The sequence below is a fragment of the Xanthomonas bonasiae genome, from assembly GCF_017163705.1.
In the GTDB taxonomy this organism is placed as follows: Bacteria; Pseudomonadota; Gammaproteobacteria; order Xanthomonadales; family Xanthomonadaceae; genus Xanthomonas_A; species Xanthomonas_A bonasiae.
Window position 1 is genome coordinate 75,562 of record NZ_JAFIWB010000019.1, and the last position, 16,740, is coordinate 92,301.

Here is a 16,740-nt window from a genome sequence, read left to right on the forward strand (position 1 = left end):
CGCAGACCGGCTCCGTGCGTTGCAGGCGAACCGATCGCGGTTCGGCGCTATGCTGCACGCCATTGCCTGGATGCCGAGCACGATGACCGACACTTCCGTACACCCCGTCCTCTCCGCCGTCGAAGCTCGTGCGCTGGGCTGCCTGATCGAAAAAGAGGCCACCACGCCGGATGCGTATCCGCTCACGGTCAACGCGACGGTGGTGGCGGCCAACCAGAAGACCTCGCGCGAGCCGGTGCTGTCGCTGAGTCCGGGCGATGTGCAGCATGCACTTCGCCAGTTGGAAGGGTACGGGTTGGCGCGGCAGCAGTTCTCGTCGCGCGCGGTGCGCTATGAGCATCGCTTGGCAGCGGCATTGGATCTGACCCAGCAGCAGGTGATCCTGATCGGGCTGCTGTTGCTGCGCGGCCCGCAGACGGCAAACGAGCTGCTGGCGCGGTCCGAGCGCATGGCGCGGTTCGCCGATGCCGAGGACGTGCGGCACCAGTTGGAGCGCCTGGCGCAGCGCCAGTTGGTGGTGCAGTTGCCGCGCGCCAGCGGCCAGCGCGAGGACCGCTACATGCATCTGCTCGGCGGGCCGATCGATGCGGAGGCGTTGGCGGCATCGTTCAAGGTGCGCCCGGCCGCGTCCGGCAACGACGAGCTGGAAGCGCGGGTGCAGGCGCTGGAAGCCGAGGTGGCGGAGCTGCGCGAGATCGTCGCCGCATCGCAGGCGCAGGGCGATACGGCATAGCGCCGTTGTTCAGCAGGAGGCTGTCGCGGCCGTGCGCTGGCGCGCGTCGCTAGAGAGTCTTCGGCATCATGGCCGTGTCAGCGACTCGCCGAAGGCGATGCCGCGAGTGGTTTCTTCCAGCCGCGCGGCGACGTTGGGCGCTCGGGTCTTGCTGTCTCCATTGCGGCTGGCGCGTACGATTATCGCGCTGCCGACTGCATCGATCTCATTCGATCTCCATCTGCGGAATCAACATCAGCAGATCGGTCACCCCCACCTCCGCGCCGGCCTGGCTGAGCAGGGTGGTGGCCTGGCCGCGGTGGTGGGTCTGGTGATTGAAGAAATGCAGCAGCACATCGCCGAAGCGCCGGCGATGGGTGTCGCCGCGGGTGTTGCGGTAGTGCAGCGTGATGTCCAGGTCCGCGGCGCTCACCTGTGCCATCCAGGTGGCGATGGTGGCGTCCAGCGCCTGGCGTTTGGTCAATAGCGCAGCCAGGGTCGTGGCCTGCGCTGCGTCGAGCGCGGCGGGGGTCGGAGCGGCGGCGATCGCGCTCAATGCCGGGTACTGGGCCGGATGCTGGGCGAAGCGCTGCAGCCAGATCGTATCGGCCACCACCAGGTGGTTGAGCGTGCCCAGCAGCGAGCCGAAGAAGGCACCGCGCGGCTGCGCGACCGCCTGTTCCGGCAGGGTCGCCGCGGCCGCATACAGGCGCTCGTTCATCCATCGGTTGTAGCGCGCCAGCAACTGCAGCGCTTCCAGGGCATCCACGGTTCAAGCTCCCGGTCGTTCGTTCGAGGCAGACAGGTCGCGTGCGTACAGCTCGACCTCGTGCGCATCCGCGGCGATCCGCATGCGGCCCTGCGCAGCGAAGCCCAGCGCTTCCAGCAGCCGTGTCGAGCGCGCGTTGTCCGGCGCCACGATCGCGCACAGACGCGGCAGCGCCAGGGTGCCTTGCGCGTACGCCAGGACAGCGCGCGCGGCTTCGCTGGCATAGCCGTGGCCTGCGTAAGGCTGCAACAGGGCGTAGCCCAGGTCCGGACAGGGCAGGGTGGGGCGCAGTACCAGGCCGGCCACGCCGAGCCAGGCGCCGTCGTCGCGGCGTTCCACGGCATACAGGCCAAAGCCGTTCTGGGCGTAGCTGAGCACCGCGCCGTCGGCGAGGTAGCGGCGCGCCTGGGTCTCGTCGCGCACGCCGCGGTCGCCGATATGGGCCAGGAAGCCAGGGTCGTTGAGCAACGCCAGCATCGCGGCGGCGTCGCGGTCCGGCTCCAGCAAGCGCAGGCGCAGGCGCGCGGTTTCGATCACGGTGGACACTGCACGTCCTTGCGGGGATGACGATCGCGCAAGCGTGGCGCGGCCTGTGCGGATTGGCAAGCTGCAGGGGTGGGCGCGGGCATTCGGCGCTTGTACGGTTTGGCCGCGCGAAGGAGCACGTCGTCTGCTGCCCGCTCGTCGGCCCCTATGGCGCGCTGGCAGCGCCGCCGATGCGCAGGTAGCGGCGAGCGCGGCCTCTCACCGCCGCGCAGGATGGCATCCGGCAGCGCACGTGGCGCACTCAGGCGCGCGTCCCGGACCATGCTGCAATGACAAGGGAGCCGCCGCCGACGCGGTCGCCGATGCCGCACAGGACCACGGCAACGACCTCCCACCAAGCGCTTACGCGACCTTGCCGACAGATGCAAGCCAACGTCTAGTTAACAGCTTCACACGGTGTGTCGGTATTCTGGCGCCCATGCGATCCATCCCCCGCCTCGCCCTGCTCTTGTCCTTGCTGTCGCTGGCCGGCCTCGTCCAGGCGCGCGGCACGATTGAAAAAGTCCAGATACAAGGCCTGGACAAGGACGACGACGCGGCGATGATCGAGAACATCGAAGTCTCGCTGTCGCTGTACCAGGCCATCGGCAAGGTCCAGGGCGAATCGCGCCTGGAGTACCTGCTGAGCCAGGCCGAGCGGCAGACCCGGCAGGCGCTGGAGCCGTTCGGCTACTACACCCCGACCATCACCGTCGAGGCGCCGCGCAACGACGACAAGCTGACCGTCACCCTGCACGTGGACAAGGGCGAGCCGGTGCGGGTGCGCAACTTCCATGTGGGCATCACCGGGCCGGCCGAGGACGACAGCTACCTGGGCGAGGACCTGCAGAAGTTCCATCCCAAGGCCGACGAGGTCTTCGACCACACCACCTACGAGACCAGCAAGGTCACCATCACCCGGCGCCTGGCCGAGCGCGGCTACTTCGATGCCGACTTCACCCAGCGCCGGGTCGAGGTGACCCGCGCCGACCATGCCGCCGACATCGACCTGAGCTGGGACAGCGGGCGCCGCTACAACATGGGCGCGATCCGCTTCCATCAGGACTATTTCAACCAGGATCTGTTCGATCCGCTGGTGTACTGGGACGAAGGCAGCTACTACCACGAGGGCAAGCTCGACCGGCTGCGCGAGTCGCTGGTCAAGCTGGACTATTTCAGCACCGTCGACATCCAGCCCAAGCCCGAAGAGGCCGACGCCGACGGCAACGTGCCGGTCGATGTGAACCTGACCCGCGCCAAGCGCAGCATCTACACAAGCGGCATCAGCTACGGCAGCGAGAGCGGCGCCGGCGTGCGCCTGGGCGTGGACCGCCGCTACGTCAACGCGCGCGGGCACAAGCTCAGCACCCAGCTGGACTACGCGCAGAAGCGCAAGAGCCTGATCACCAGTTACCGGGTGCCGGCGTTCCGCTGGCTCGACGGCTGGTACACCGCCTCGATGCGCGCCTACGACGAGCAGACCGACTACATCGACCTGCGCAACCTCAAGCTCACCGGCAGCCGCAGCGGCGAGATCAACGAGCACTGGACCGCGATCGCCTCGCTCAATGCGCTGCGCGAGCGCTGGCGCTACGCCACCGACGAGGTGTTCGACAACGCGCTGTACCAGTATTCCACGCTGGTCTATCCGCAGATCGAAGCCGACTACGTGGGCGTGGACGACAAAGTGTTTCCGCGCAAGGGCTTCAGCGGCAACCTCAGCCTGCGTGCAGGCGCCGAAGGGCTGGGCTCGGACGCCAGCTTCACCCAGGCGCACATGCGCCTGAGCTGGTTCCAGGGACTGGGCGACAACAGCCGCCTGCTCCTGCGCGGCGAAGCCGGCAGCACCTGGACCAACGCGCTGGTGGCGATGCCGCCGAGCCTGCGCTTCTTCGCCGGTGGCGACAACAGCATTCGTGGCTACGCGTTCCGCGAAGTCGGCCCGCGCACCCCCAAGCCGGACCGCTTCGCGCTCGGCGCCAAGCACGTGCTCACCGGCAGCGCCGAGTACGAGCACTACTTCAAGGGCGGCCCGTGGGGCGGCGCGGTGTTCGTCGACAGCGGCAGCGCCTTCGACGACACCCCGGACTGGCACACCGGCGTCGGTTTCGGCGTGCGCTGGCGTTCGCCGGTGGGACCGGTGCGGGTGGACATCGCGCACGGCTTGAACGATCCGGACTCGCAGTTCCAGCTCTATCTCAACATCGGAGCCAACCTGTGAGCGCGACCGGCCCCGCCACGCCCGCGCCGCCGCCGCGGCGCCCGCGCTTCTACCGGCGCAAGCGCTTCTGGTGGGGTTCGGGACTGACCATCGCCGGGCTGGGTTTGCTGGCCTTGCTGGCGGTGTACTGGCTGCTGCAGACGGTGGCCGGGCGCGACGTGCTGCTGGCGCAGGTGGTGGCGCGGCTGCCGGCCGGATCCTCGCTGACCTGGGAGCGCGCCGAGGGCCCCCTGGCCGGCCCGCTGATCCTGTACAACCTGGATTTCCGCTACGACCAGATCCACTTCACCGCCGAGCGCGCCTACCTGGATCCGGACATCCGCCCGCTGCTCGGGCGCAAGCTGCAACTCGACACGCTGCAACTGAAGAACGCCACGCTCAACCTGGCCAAGAGCGACGAGCCGTTCGAGCTGCCGAGCTGGCCGCAGTCGCTGCCGCAGATCGAAGTGCCGCTGGCGCTGCAGGCCGATCGCATCCTGATCAACGGACTGCGCATCACCCAGGCGCAGCAGCCGATGATCGATATCCACACGCTGCATGGCGGCATCGAAGTGGCCAACGGCGAATTTCGCGCGAAGCGCCTGGTCGTGACCAGTGACCGCGGCGACTTCCGCGTCGATGGCGATTACGTGCCGGCGCAGGACTACAAGGCCAATCTCACCGCGAGTGCGGTATTGCCGGCTGCGCGCGGACGCACGCCGGCGCGGCTGGGCCTGATCGCGCGCGGCAACCTGGACAAGATGGAAGTGGCGATCGCCGGCAACGCGCCGGCACCGTTGCGCGCCACCCTGGTGTTCACCGGCCGCACCGATCCCACCTGGCAGTTCGCGGCGAGCAGCAAGGCGCTGGACCCGTCGCTGTTCGTGCCGCCCGGCGCCGCCGCGGCCCCCGCCAGCGAGCCGATCGCGTTCGACCTGAGCGCCTCCGGCAAGGGCGGCGACGCCAAGCTGCAGGGCCAGCTCGCATACGGCGCGCAGAAGCTGACGCTGGACCCGTCCAACGTGCGCCTGGACAACCAGGTGCTCACCGTCGCGCCGCTGCAACTGCGCGCCTTCGACGGCCAGGCGCGGCTGCGCGGCACCGCCGACTTCCGCGATCCGGACAACGCCACGTTCCGCTTCTCGGTCAACGCCAGCGGCCTGAATTTCGCCACCGCCCCGGATCCGTCCACGCCGGACGCGCCGGCCGTGCCGATCAAACTGGTCGACGCCAATCTCGGCCTGGCCGGCACGCTGAAACAGTGGGCCACCTATGGTGAAGCCACCGTATCGCGCGGCAAGGACAGCGCCGAACTGCACCTCGATGTGCGCGGCGACGACCAGCGCGCGCAGCTCAAGCAGGTGCAGGCGAAGATGCCCAGCGGCACGCTCGACCTCGGCGGCGAAGTGGCCTGGGTACCGGAATTGAGTTGGGATGTTAACGCCAAACTGGCCGGCTTCGATCCCGGCTATTTCGCGCCGGGCTGGGACGGCAACCTGTCCGGCCAGTTCGCCTCCAAGGGCAAGCAGTTGTCGGCGCATGCCGACGGCAGCGCCGCCGGCTACCAGGCCAGCCTCGACGTGCCGCGCTTGAACGGCAAGCTGCGCAGCCGCCCGCTCGATGCCAACGGCAAGTTCGCGCTGCAGGGCGAACAGGGCGAAGGCAAGCTGCAACTGGCGCTGGGCGACAGCCGCGTGCAGGCGCAGGGCAAGGTCGGCGACCAGCTCGACATCGATGCGCAACTGCAGCCGCTGCAACTGGCCGATTTGCTGCCCGGCGCCACCGGCAGCCTGCGCGGCAGCGTGCGGGTCAAGGGCCGCCGCGATGCGCCCGACCTCACCGCCGACCTCACCGGCAACGGCCTGAAGTGGGACAGCTACGGCGCCGACAGCGTCAGCCTGCGCGGGCGCCTGCCGTGGCGCGGCAGTGGCGGCGAACTGGCGCTGCGCGGCAGCGCGATCAGCGCCGGCGTGGTGCTCGAGACAGTGCGCGTGGATGCGCGCGGCGCGGTGGAAAACCTGCAGCTCGATGCCGACACCCACAACGACATGGGCGCGCTCGCCTTCGCCGGGCAACTGCGCCGCGACGGCGCGCGCTGGCAGGGTGGGTTGAATACGCTGCGGGTCGCGCCGGCCAAGGGCGAGCCGTGGCAACTGCGGCAACCGGCCACGTTCGCCATCGCCGGCAGCGCATTCACTCTGTCCGACACCTGCCTCGGCGCGACCGGTGGCGGCGCGCTGTGCCTGGCCGCCAACTGGCCCAAGCAGGGCCTGACCGTGCGCGGCGACGCGCTGCCGCTGTCGCTGGTGCAGCCGTGGCTGCCGCCCAACAGCGGCCGCAAGATCTACCTGCGCGGCGAACTCACCCTCGACGGCAGCTTCAAGCCGGCCGGCAACGCCTGGCAGGGATCGCTGCGGCTGGCCTCGCCGGAAGGCGGCCTGCGCCTGGGCGACAACGCGCGCGGCGAACTGGTGCGCTACGACCAGTTCAGTTTCGTCACCGACTTCACCGCCCAGCACATCCACTCCAAGCTCGGCGTCGGCTTCAAGGGCGACGGCTTCATCGACGCCACCGTGGACACCGGCTGGGATGCGTACGCGCCGCTCACCGGCGAGATCTACATGAACATGTCGCGGCTGTACTGGATGGAGCTGTTCTCGCCCGACCTGGTGCGGCCCAAAGGCTTGGTCGAAGGCCACGTCAGCCTGCGCGGCACGCGCTCGCAGCCATCGATGGGCGGCAACGCCACGCTCAGCGACTTCACCGGCGAACTGCCGGCGCTGGGCCTGACCCTGAGCGAAGGCAAGGGCCGCTTCGACGCGCAGCCGGACGGCTCGGCGCGCATCGTCGCCTCGGTCAAATCCGGCGAAGGCACGCTCAACGTCGACGGCGGCCTGTCGTGGTACGGCGACACCACGCCACTGCAGTTGAATATCCGCGGCACCAACGTGCTGCTGTCCAATACCGCAGAACTGCGCGCGGTGGCCAATCCCGACCTGCAGTTCGGCATCGCCAACAAGACCATGAAATTGAACGGCCAGGTCACCGTGCCGTCGGCGGACATCGATCTGGAGCGGCTGGACCGCGGCACCTCGGTGTCCGAGGACGTGGTGGTGCTGGATCCGGCTGACCCCGAGGAAGCGCCGAGCTCGCCGCTGGAAATGGACCTGCGCGTGGTGCTCGGCGACCAGGTCAAGATGGCCGGCTTCGGCCTGAAGGGCGCGCTGACCGGCGCCATGCAGGTGCGCTCGCGCCAGGGCCGCGAGATGACCGCCACCGGCGGCCTGGACGTCAGCGGCCAGTACAAGGCCTACGGCCAGGACCTGACCATCACCCGCGGCCAGCTGACCTGGAGCAACAACATCGTCTCCGACCCGCGCATCAACATGCGCGCGCAACGCAAGGTCGGCGACGTCACCGCCGGCATCGACGTCACCGGCCGCGCCACCGCCCCGCGCGCCGACGTGTGGTCGGACCCGTCGATGTCGCAATCCGAAGCGATGTCGTATCTGGTACTCGGCCGCAGCCTCAGCAACGCCAGCAGCGACGAAGCCGACCAGGTCACCGCCGCGGCCAGTGCGCTGTCCGCCGGCAGCGGCATCCTCGCCTCGCAACTCGGTGCCAAGCTCGGCTTCGACGACGCCGGCGTCAGCCAGTCGCGCACCCTCGGCGGCTCGGTGGTCGGTTTCGGCAAATATCTCTCGCCGAAACTCTACGTCAGTTATGGCGTGTCGCTGATCGGCAGCGGTTCGGTCTTGACCCTGAAATACCTGCTCGGCCGCGGCTTCGACGCGGAGGTGGAATCGAGCACGGTGGAGAATCGTGGGTCGCTTAATTGGCGGAAGGAGAAGTAGGGTTCCTTCCTGGTGCTTGCGCCTCAGATGTCGGTGTGTTGAAGGTGATTAGTGTGCTGTCGGGGCTTGCCCAGTAGAGTTATAAGGACGAGTTGATCGGTAGCACTGAGCCGGAGTTCGGGAAGTTGGAGCCGGCTCGCTGTGCAAGCCACTTAGAGCTCAGTGATATGATCGAAACACGTTTTGCAACCAGAACATTCCAGCTGTAGGACTATCGCGTTAGCCATGGGCTGCTGCTTGTTCGAAGCCCGCAAAGCACGGATGAACCCAGGAATGTCGATGTAATTTGCACAGGTGTTGAATATCTTGCCTTACCGCGGTTCATGCGCGGGCTGGAGCTTGCGGAGCCTACGTTGGATGAGCTTCAACACTTGGAAGACATGCTCGGCAGAGAGGTTGCTGGATCGTCAGTTGCCATTTTTGTTTCTTCCGGGCGCCGGTTCCCGGTTGTTGCAGCTGGCTTTAAGGTTGAAAAGAACAAAAAACAGATATTCGACAACGGTCTTGAGGCGTGAAGTGATTTTGACTTCGTCGTCCGTGTATCCGGTTGCGCGACTGCCGTACCTCCAGAGTGCATATCGCCCTCTTGGTTCGGTTGATGGGTGAGCTTGCTCGCGCTGATCCACGAGCGGTCCCATCTACGGGTTTCATATGCGGCTACGAGTACGGGGTCGGTTGCCGCGAACGCAACGCCCGGCTAAGGTCACGGTCACTGCATCGCCATGACATCCGCATGTCCAAACCCAACGCACTTGCCGCTTCGCTCACGCTTAGCCTCGCCCTCACTGCGACCGCCCATGCCGACGAAGGTATGTGGATGCCGTCCCAATTGCCTGAGCTGGCCAAGCCACTGCGCGAGGCCGGCTTCCGTGGGGATCCGCGCGATCTGGCGACGGTGACGCAGCCGCCGTTAAGTGCGGTGGTGAAGGTCGGGGGCGGGACCGGGGCGTTCGTGTCGGGCGAGGGCTTGCTGCTGACCAACCACCATGTGGCCTATGGGGTGATCCAGTACAACACCTCGGCCAAGGAGAACCTGATCGAACAGGGGTTCATCGCCAAGGATCGCCGCGACGAGCGCGCGGCCAATCCGGATTTCCGTGTGCTGGTGACGGTGGGCTTCGACAAGGTCACCGACGCCGTGCTGGGGCCGGCCAAGGGCAAGACCGGGCGCGCCTATTACGATGCGGTGGATGCGGCGAGCAAGCGCATCGTGGCCGACTGCGAGCGCGAGGGCGGGGTGCGCTGCAGCGTCGCCAACATGTACTACGGCACCGACTTCTATCGGATCCGGCAGCTGGAGTTGCGCGATGTGCGCCTAGTCTATGCGCCGCCGCGGGCGATCGGCAACTACGGCGACGAGATCGACAATTTCATCTGGCCGCGGCACAGCGGCGATTTCACCTTGCTGCGCGCCTATGTCGGCAAGGACGGCAAGCCGGCCGACTACAGTGCCGACAATGTGCCTTACCAGCCGCCGGCGCATCTGCAGATCGCCACGCAGGGGCCGAAGGCCGGGGACTTCGCGATGTTGGCCGGCTATCCGGGCATCACCTATCGGCATCGCACGGCGGCGGAGTTCGACGAGCAGGTGAACTGGACGCTGCCGCAGCGGGTGGCGGTGTATGACCAGATGATCGCGGTCATCGAAGCGGCGGGCAAGGCGGATGCGGAGGCGCGTACGCGCTATGCGGCGCAGCTGCAGTCGCTGAAGAACAATCGCAAGCGTGCGGCAGGCGAGCTGGAAGGGATGCAGCGCAGCGATGCGGTGCGGCTGCGCGGCGAGGACGAGCGCGGGATGCTCGCCGCCACACAGGGCGACGATGCGCGCGACATCGCAGCTTTGCAGGCGCTGCTGGCCGATGCCTCGGCGCTGCGTGAGCGTGATCTGCTGCTGACCTTGATCGGTACCCAGACCCAGTTGCTGCGCTCGGCGCTGACGCTGGAGCGGTTGCGGCTGGAGTCGGCCAAACCCGACGATCAGCGCGAAACCGGCTACCAGCAGCGCGACCAGGCGCTGATCGAGGGCACGCTGAAGCAGGTACAGCGGCGCTACTCGCCTGCGGTGGAGAAGGCGCTGCTGAGTGCGCTGCTGACGCGCTACCAGCAGTTGCCCGATGCGCAGCGCGTGGCTGAATTCGACGCGGCGTTCGGGCGCACGCCGGCACAGTTGCAGCAGGCCCTGGACAAGCTCTATGCCGGGACCAAGCTGGGCGAGGAAGCCGAGCGCCTGTTGCGCTTCGCTGCCGCGCGCGAAGGCAAGCCGGTGGCGGCCGATCCGCTGACGACGCTGGCCGCGGCGCTGGTGCCGGCGCAACTGCGCCTGGAGAACGAGCGCAAGACGCGCGAGGGCGAGCAGCTGCGCCTGCGTCCGGCCTACATGCGTGCGCTGTTCGCCTGGCGCAAGCAGCAGGGGCGGGCGGTGTATCCGGATGCCAACAGCACACTGCGCGTCAGCTACGGCCGGGTCGAGCCGCTGGCGCCGCGCGATGCGGTGAGCTTCGCGCCGGTGACCACGGTGGCCGGCATCGTCGAGAAGAACACCGGGCAGGCGCCGTTCGACGCGCCCAAGCCGCTGTTGGATGCGATCGCCAAGGGCGACTTCGGCAGCACCGCCGATGCGCAGCTGAAGACGCAGCCGGTGAATTTCCTGACCAACCTGGACACGACCGGCGGCAATTCGGGTTCGCCGGTGCTCAACGCGCGCGGCGAGCTGATCGGGTTGAATTTCGACAGCAACTGGGAGGCGGTCAGCGCCAGCTGGTGGTACGACCCGCGCTACAAGCGTGCGATCCATGTGGACATGCGCTACCTGCGCTGGTTGCTGGCCAAGGTCTATCCGGCGCCGCAGTTGCTGCAGGAACTGCGGTTGCCTGCGGAATGAGTAAGGCCGTGCCCGGCAAGTGCCGGGCTTGGTGCTCCACAGTGATGCCGGCGGCCGGAGTGCGGCGCGCGGCATTTGGATGGAGCAACGTGCATCCGGGTGCGGCGCCATGCGCGGTGGTCCGTCGCCGGCCAGGCGGTGCCGTGGTGCGCGCGCTACGATCCGCGCGTTTCGGCGCGCATGCCGATCTGCACGCGCCGCAACGTTCTTCACGGGCGTCCCGGTAGGTTGTGGCGATGTTGCCGACACCGCTGCCGCGCACGTTCTACGCTCGCGACGCGCACCTGGTGGCGCCGCAACTGTTGAACAAGCTGCTGATCGCCGACGACGGCCGCTGCGGTCGCATCGTCGAGGTCGAGGCGTACTGCGGCGCCGAGGATCCGGCGGCACATTCGTTCCGTGGCATGACCCCGCGCACGCAAGTGATGTTCGGGCCGCCCGGCCATCTGTACGTCTACTTCATCTACGGCATGCATTGGGCGCTCAACGCGGTGTGCGGCGGCGCGCCCGGGCATGCGGTGCTGATCCGTGCGCTGGCGCCGATCGCAGGAATCGAGGCGATGCAGTTAGCGCGCGGCGCGGGACGTATCGCCGATCTCACCCGCGGGCCCGGCCGGCTGGCAAAGGCGCTGGGTGCTTCGGGTGCGGACAACGGGCTGGATCTGACCCAGGCCAGCTCGCGCCTGTGGCTGGGTGAGGATGGCACGCCTCCACCTGCGGATCCGGTCGCCACGCCGCGTATCGGCATCAGCAAGGCTACGGAGGCGTTGTGGCGTTGGTATGTGCCTGGCGATCCGAACGTATCGGGGCCGTCGTCGTCGGGAACGAAGCGCGAGGTTGTGCGCAAAGGCTGAGTAGCGAGGGACCTCATCCACAGGCGTAACGCTCGCGGTGCGATGGCGTGGCCGCGATCAAAGGCGTCGGGACTGAAGTCCCTCCCACAGTGCACACACCCAGTTCTCCGCGAGCCCTGTAGGAGCGGCTTCAGCCGCGACGAGCGAAGCGGAGAAGTCTCTCCAGTTGGGAAGTTGTCGGGGCTAAAGCCCCTCCTACAAAAGCTCAGGTGCGTCGCTGCAGCGACAGGCGCTGGATCGCCCCGCCGATGGCAGCCGCGATGCTGACAATGCGATTGAGGCAACTTCACACGCATGAGGATTGCCGAACGTGTCATCGCGTCAATCGCCTGAGACCGTAAAAGCCGCATCGATGCCCGATATGATCGCCACAGCACGAGGCGAAGAATCACACTAGCCGGTGCCGACGCTCGCACCGATAGGCACCGCATCCAGCTGCGCAATCGCATCCGCCACCACTGCATCGAACGGCGCATCCACGTCCACCGAGAGCACGTCCGGCTCCTCCAGCGGCAGCTCCAGCGTATCGATCTGACTCTGCAACAGGCCCGGCGGCATGAAGTGACCGCTGCGCCGTGCCAGGCGTTCGGCGATCACATGCGCGGCCGCATGCAGGAACACGAAACGCATCGGCACGCCGCTGTCGCGCAGCTGCTGTCGGTGTACACGGCGCAATCCGGAAAAGGCAAGCACGACGCTTTGGCCGGCATCGATCGATTGGCGCAGGCGCAGCGCCAGCGCCGCCACCCATGGCACGCGCTGCGCATCGGTGAGCGGCACGCCGCGCGCCATCTGTGCCTTGGCCTCGGCGCTGTGGAAGTCGTCCGCGTCCAGGAACGCGAGGCCATAGTGCGCGGCCAGCGCCTGCGCGACGCTGGTCTTGCCGCTGCCGGAAATGCCCATCACGACGATGGCTTCGCTGCGCTGCGGCACGGAATTCTGGGATGTCGCGTCCATCACGAGCGGTTATACCTTGCACGGGGTTTGGCATGATGCGCGCGTCGGCGTTGGCGATGCGCGCAGCGTGGTGTAGCGTCGGCACGCCACGATCAGCGGAACGTGCCTGGCGCCGTTCCATCATCGCATGACCACCCGACAGGATCGCCGATGCCCACCCCGCCGCAACGCGCCGATGCCCCGCTGCGCTGGACCGAGAAGGTCGGCTACGGCATGGGCGACATGGGCTTCAATTTCTACTGGGCCAACATCTCCGCGTTCCTGCTGATCTTCTACACCGACACCATGGGCCTGCCAGCGGCGGCCGTAGGCACGATGATCCTGCTGACCAAGGTGGTCGACGCGGTCACCGATCCGCTGATGGGGGCGATCGCCGACCGCACCCGCTCGCGTTGGGGCAAGTTCCGGCCGTATCTGCTGTTCGCGGCGCTGCCGATGGCCGCTAGCGGCGTGCTGGCCTACACCACGCCGGATCTGGGCCAGGGCGGGCGGCTGGTCTGGGCCTACGTCACCTTCGGCTTGATGATGCTGATGTACACGGTGATCAGCATTCCGTATTCGGCGCTGTCGGGGGTGATCACCGCCGACAGCCAGCAGCGCACCACGCTGATCAGCTTCCGCTTCATCGCCGCCTTCGCCGGCACCACGCTGGTCAACTACGCCACGCTGGACATGGTGCGCTGGTTCGGCAACGGCGACGATGCGCAGGGCTGGCAACGCACCATGCTGGTCTACGGCATCGCCGCGGCGGCGCTGTTCGCGATCGTGTTCGCCACCACGCGCGAGCGCGTGCAGCCGCTGCCGCAGCCGCGCGCGCCGGTGCTGCAGGACATCGCCGACCTGCTGCGCAATCCGCCATGGCGGGTGCTGTTCGCGCTGGCGCTGATCATCATGATCACCATCGTCATGCGCGCCGGCGCCGGCGTGTACTACTTCAAGTACTACGTCGGCCGCCCGGACCTGACCGGCTGGTTCCTGGGCAGCTATTCGGTGGCGCTGGCGGTGGGCGCGGCGGCCACGCCGCTGCTGACCCGGTTGTGCGACAAGCGCCGGCTGATGATGTGGCTGATGGCGGTGGTCGGCGTACTCAGCTGCGCGATGTTCTTCATTCCGCGCGAGGCGATCTGGGCGCTGTTCGCGATCAACCTGCTGATCGGCCTGGCGCTGGGTCCGAAATCGCCGCTGGCGTTCTCGATGTATGCCGACACCGCCGACTACACCGAATGGAAGACCGGGCGCCGCGCCACTGCGATGACGTTCTCGGCGGCCACGTTCTCACAGAAGCTCGGCGGCGCGCTGGCCTCGGCCTGCATCGCCTGGATGCTGGCGGGCATGGGCTATGTGGCCAACCAGGCGCAGAGCGACGCCTCGCAGTTGGGCATCGTGCTGCTGCTGACGGTGATCCCCGGCGCGGTCGCGTTCCTGGCGGCGTGGACGATGCGGTTCTACCCGCTCGACGATGCGGCACTGCTGCGTATCCAGCAGGAACTGGCCGTGCGCAAGCGCGCCGCGGAGGAGGCAAGCGCATGAGCGTTGGCAATGAGGCATCCCGCGAGGCAACCGATCTGCTGGCGCCCAGCGCCGACGGCGAACGCTACGAGCTGCATAGCGCGACGGCCCTGCCCAATGCCGGCGGCTTCCTGTGGAACCGGCGGATGATGATCCAGGCCACCTGCCGCGGCTACGCCACCGCGCAGTTCATGCAGCCGGAGCCGGCCAAGTACGCGCATGCGCCGAACCTGGAAGCCAGGACCTTCATGCAGCCGGAGCAGCCGTACTACGCGCATCATCCGGGGCGTTTCTTCTATCTCAAGGACGAGGACAGCGGTGCGGTCTATTCGGTGCCGTACGAACCGGTGCGGGCGACGCCGCAGGCATTCCGTTTCTCGGTCGGCAAGCGCGACATCGCCTGGTGTGTGCGTTACGCCGAGATCGAGGTGGAGGTGCGCCTGCAGTTGCCGGTCGAGGACATGGTCGAGCTGTGGCAGTGCCAGGTACGCAATCTGGACGGGCGCGCGCGGCGGATCGCGCTGTATGCGTATTTCCCGGTCGGCTACATGTCGTGGATGCATCAGAGCGGCGAGTACCGCGCCGACCTGGGCGGCATCGTCTGCCGCAGCGTCACGCCATACCAGAAGGTCGAGGACTACTTCCGCAACCGCGACTTCAAGGACTGCACCTTCCTGCTGCACGAGCAGGCGCCCGATGCGTGGGATGCGCGGCAATCGGCGTTCGAAGGCGAGGGTGGCCTGCACGCGCCGAGCGCGGTGCTGCAGCCGCGGCTGGGCGGCAGCGATGCGCGCTACGAAACGCCCACCGCAGCCTTGCAGTACTGCCTGACGCTGCAGCCGCAGCAGGAACAGACGTTGCGTTTCCTGTTCGGCCCGGCACGCGACGATGCGGAGATCGCTGCGCTGCGGCAGCGCTATCTGTCCGCTGCCGGCTTCGCGGAAGCGGCGGCCGCGTACGGCGACTATTTGAACGAGGCGGCCGGCTGCCTGCACATCGCCACGCCCGATCCGTGCCTGGACAACCTGGTCAACCACTGGCTGCCGCGGCAGGTGTTCTATCACGGCGACGTCAACCGCCTGACCACCGATCCGCAGACCCGCAACTTCCTGCAGGATCACATGGGCATGAGCTTCCTGCGCCCGCAGACCGCACGTGCGGCGCTGCTGCATGCGCTGTCCCAGCAGGAAGCCAGCGGCGCGATGCCGGACGGCATCCTGCTGATCGAGGGCGCGGAGCTGAAGTACATCAACCAGGTGCCGCATACCGACCATTGCGTGTGGCTGCCGGTGTTCCTGTCGGCGTACCTGGACGAGACCGGCGATGCGGCGCTGCTCGACGAGGTCGTGGTCGGTGCCGACGGGCACGGCGCCAGCGTCGCCGAACGGCTGGACGCGGCGATGCGCTGGCTGCTCGGCGCGCGCGACGCGCGCGGGCTGAGCTACATCGCGCAGGGCGATTGGTGCGACCCGATGAACATGGTCGGCTATCGCGGCCGCGGCGTGTCCGGCTGGTTGTCGGTGGCCACCGCCTACGCGCTGCAGCTGTGGGCGACGCTCTGCGAACGCCATGGCCGCCAGGCGCAGGCAGCGGCGTTTCGCTCCGGCGCGGACGAGGTCAACGCCGCGGTCAACCGCGAACTGTGGGACGGCGATTGGTATGCGCGCGGCATCACCGACGACGGCGTGCGTTTCGGCATCAAGGACGACGCGGAGGGCCGCATCTATCTCAATCCGCAGAGCTGGGCGTTGCTCGCGGGTACGGCGGATGCGGAGCAGCGCAAGCGTTTGCTGCAGGCGGTCGATGCGCAGCTGGACACGCCGTACGGGCCGACCATGCTGGCGCCGCCGTATACCGCGATGCGCGAGGACGTTGGCCGGCTCACGCAGAAGCATCTGGGTTCGGCGGAGAACGGTTCGGTCTACAACCACGCCGCCGCGTTCTACCTGCATGCGCTGTACGCGATCGGCGACGCCGACCGTGCCTGGCGCGTGTTGCGCGCGATGATCCCGGGGCCGGACCTGGCCGACTACCTGCAGCGCGGCCAGTTGCCGGTGTTCGTGCCGAACTATTACCGCGGCGCCTGGCGCGAACTGCCGCGCACCGCCGGCCGTTCCAGCCAGTTGTTCAATACCGGCACCGCGGCGTGGATGTACCGTTGCCTGATCGAGGGCCTGTTCGGGCTGAAAGGCGAGGGCGAGGCGCTGTGCGTGCGCCCGCAGTTGCCGTCGCACTGGAGGCAGGCCACGGTGCAGCGCCGGTTTCGCGGAGCGGTGTTGGAGGTGCGCATGCAGCGCGCTGCGGGGTGTGTTGCGCCGCAGGTCAGCGTGGATGGGCGGGTGCTGGACGTGGCGCGGATCGAGGGCATCGAGGCGGGGCGCCGTTATCGGGTCGAGGTGATGTTGCCGGAGAGGTGAGGGCGGCTCGGGCGATCGGGCTGCGGATGGTGTCTGGTCGCGGCTGAAGCCGCTCCTACACT

At 67.8% G+C, this 16,740-nt stretch carries 11 protein-coding genes; 8 read left to right on the plus strand and 3 right to left on the minus strand.

What is annotated here, in order from left to right; genetic code table 11:
* Positions 1–82 precede the first annotated feature (82 nt).
* Entirely contained in the window at positions 83–733 is a 651-nt protein-coding gene (locus JR064_RS15560; protein WP_206230340.1) for a YceH family protein, read from the plus strand.
* A gap of 205 nt (positions 734–938) precedes the next feature.
* On the opposite strand, the gene JR064_RS15565 is transcribed toward JR064_RS15560, so the two are convergent.
* Together JR064_RS15565 and JR064_RS15570 are read right to left on the minus strand one after the other, a co-directional pair.
* Positions 939–1,481, minus strand: a complete 543-nt coding sequence (locus JR064_RS15565) for a DinB family protein (RefSeq protein ID WP_206230341.1) — start codon at positions 1,479–1,481, stop codon at positions 939–941.
* 3 nt (positions 1,482–1,484) lie between these two features.
* On the minus strand, positions 1,485–2,027 hold the full coding sequence (locus JR064_RS15570; protein WP_206230342.1) for a GNAT family N-acetyltransferase: 543 nt from the start codon (positions 2,025–2,027) through the stop codon (positions 1,485–1,487).
* Between the two features lie 418 nt (positions 2,028–2,445).
* Here JR064_RS15570 and JR064_RS15575 point away from each other — a divergent pair, with 418 nt between their 5' ends.
* The 5 genes from JR064_RS15575 to JR064_RS15595 all read left to right on the plus strand — a co-directional run bounded on the left by JR064_RS15575 (position 2,446) and on the right by JR064_RS15595 (position 11,795).
* On the plus strand, positions 2,446–4,227 hold the full coding sequence (locus tag JR064_RS15575) for an autotransporter assembly complex protein TamA (protein ID WP_206230343.1): 1,782 nt from the start codon (positions 2,446–2,448) through the stop codon (positions 4,225–4,227).
* Positions 4,224–8,060, plus strand: a complete 3,837-nt coding sequence (locus JR064_RS15580) for a translocation/assembly module TamB domain-containing protein (RefSeq protein WP_206230344.1) — start codon at positions 4,224–4,226, stop codon at positions 8,058–8,060. The genes JR064_RS15575 and JR064_RS15580 overlap by 4 nt, the downstream gene beginning before the upstream one ends.
* A gap of 353 nt (positions 8,061–8,413) precedes the next feature.
* The gene (locus tag JR064_RS15585) at positions 8,414–8,575 is read left to right on the plus strand and encodes a hypothetical protein (RefSeq protein ID WP_206230345.1); all 162 of its coding nucleotides are present in this window, start codon (positions 8,414–8,416) and stop codon (positions 8,573–8,575) included.
* A 218-nt stretch (positions 8,576–8,793) separates the two neighbouring features.
* A complete protein-coding gene (locus JR064_RS15590) occupies positions 8,794–10,941 on the plus strand; it encodes a S46 family peptidase (protein ID WP_206230346.1) in 2,148 nt (715 codons plus the stop codon).
* Positions 10,942–11,177: 236 nt separating this feature from the next.
* Positions 11,178–11,795, plus strand: coding sequence for a DNA-3-methyladenine glycosylase (locus tag JR064_RS15595; RefSeq protein ID WP_206230347.1), 618 nt, complete (start codon positions 11,178–11,180; stop codon positions 11,793–11,795).
* A gap of 393 nt (positions 11,796–12,188) precedes the next feature.
* Here the strand turns inward: JR064_RS15595 and JR064_RS15600 are convergent, their stop codons facing one another.
* A complete protein-coding gene (locus tag JR064_RS15600) occupies positions 12,189–12,752 on the minus strand; it encodes a gluconokinase (protein ID WP_206230348.1) in 564 nt (187 codons plus the stop codon).
* A 150-nt stretch (positions 12,753–12,902) separates the two neighbouring features.
* Between JR064_RS15600 and JR064_RS15605 the strand changes: the two genes are divergently transcribed.
* Entirely contained in the window at positions 12,903–14,282 is a 1,380-nt protein-coding gene (locus JR064_RS15605) for an MFS transporter (protein WP_206230349.1), read from the plus strand.
* The gene (locus JR064_RS15610; protein WP_206230350.1) at positions 14,279–16,678 is read left to right on the plus strand and encodes a GH36-type glycosyl hydrolase domain-containing protein; all 2,400 of its coding nucleotides are present in this window, start codon (positions 14,279–14,281) and stop codon (positions 16,676–16,678) included. Before JR064_RS15605 ends, JR064_RS15610 begins: the two co-directional genes overlap by 4 nt.
* Positions 16,679–16,740: the final 62 nt, after the last annotated feature.

What these genes read in the sequence shown, in the direction of transcription:
- JR064_RS15560 (WP_206230340.1), top strand. Translation starts at nt 83, where the DNA reads ATGACCGACACTTCCGTACACCCCGTCCTCTCCGCCGTCGAAGCTCGT.
- JR064_RS15575 (WP_206230343.1), top strand. Translation starts at nt 2,446, where the DNA reads ATGCGATCCATCCCCCGCCTCGCCCTGCTCTTGTCCTTGCTGTCGCTG.
- JR064_RS15590 (WP_206230346.1), top strand. Translation starts at nt 8,794, where the DNA reads ATGTCCAAACCCAACGCACTTGCCGCTTCGCTCACGCTTAGCCTCGCC.
- JR064_RS15595 (WP_206230347.1), top strand. Translation starts at nt 11,178, where the DNA reads ATGTTGCCGACACCGCTGCCGCGCACGTTCTACGCTCGCGACGCGCAC.
- JR064_RS15600 (WP_206230348.1), bottom strand. Translation starts at nt 12,752, where the DNA reads ATGGACGCGACATCCCAGAATTCCGTGCCGCAGCGCAGCGAAGCCATC.
- JR064_RS15605 (WP_206230349.1), top strand. Translation starts at nt 12,903, where the DNA reads ATGCCCACCCCGCCGCAACGCGCCGATGCCCCGCTGCGCTGGACCGAG.
- JR064_RS15610 (WP_206230350.1), top strand. Translation starts at nt 14,279, where the DNA reads ATGAGCGTTGGCAATGAGGCATCCCGCGAGGCAACCGATCTGCTGGCG.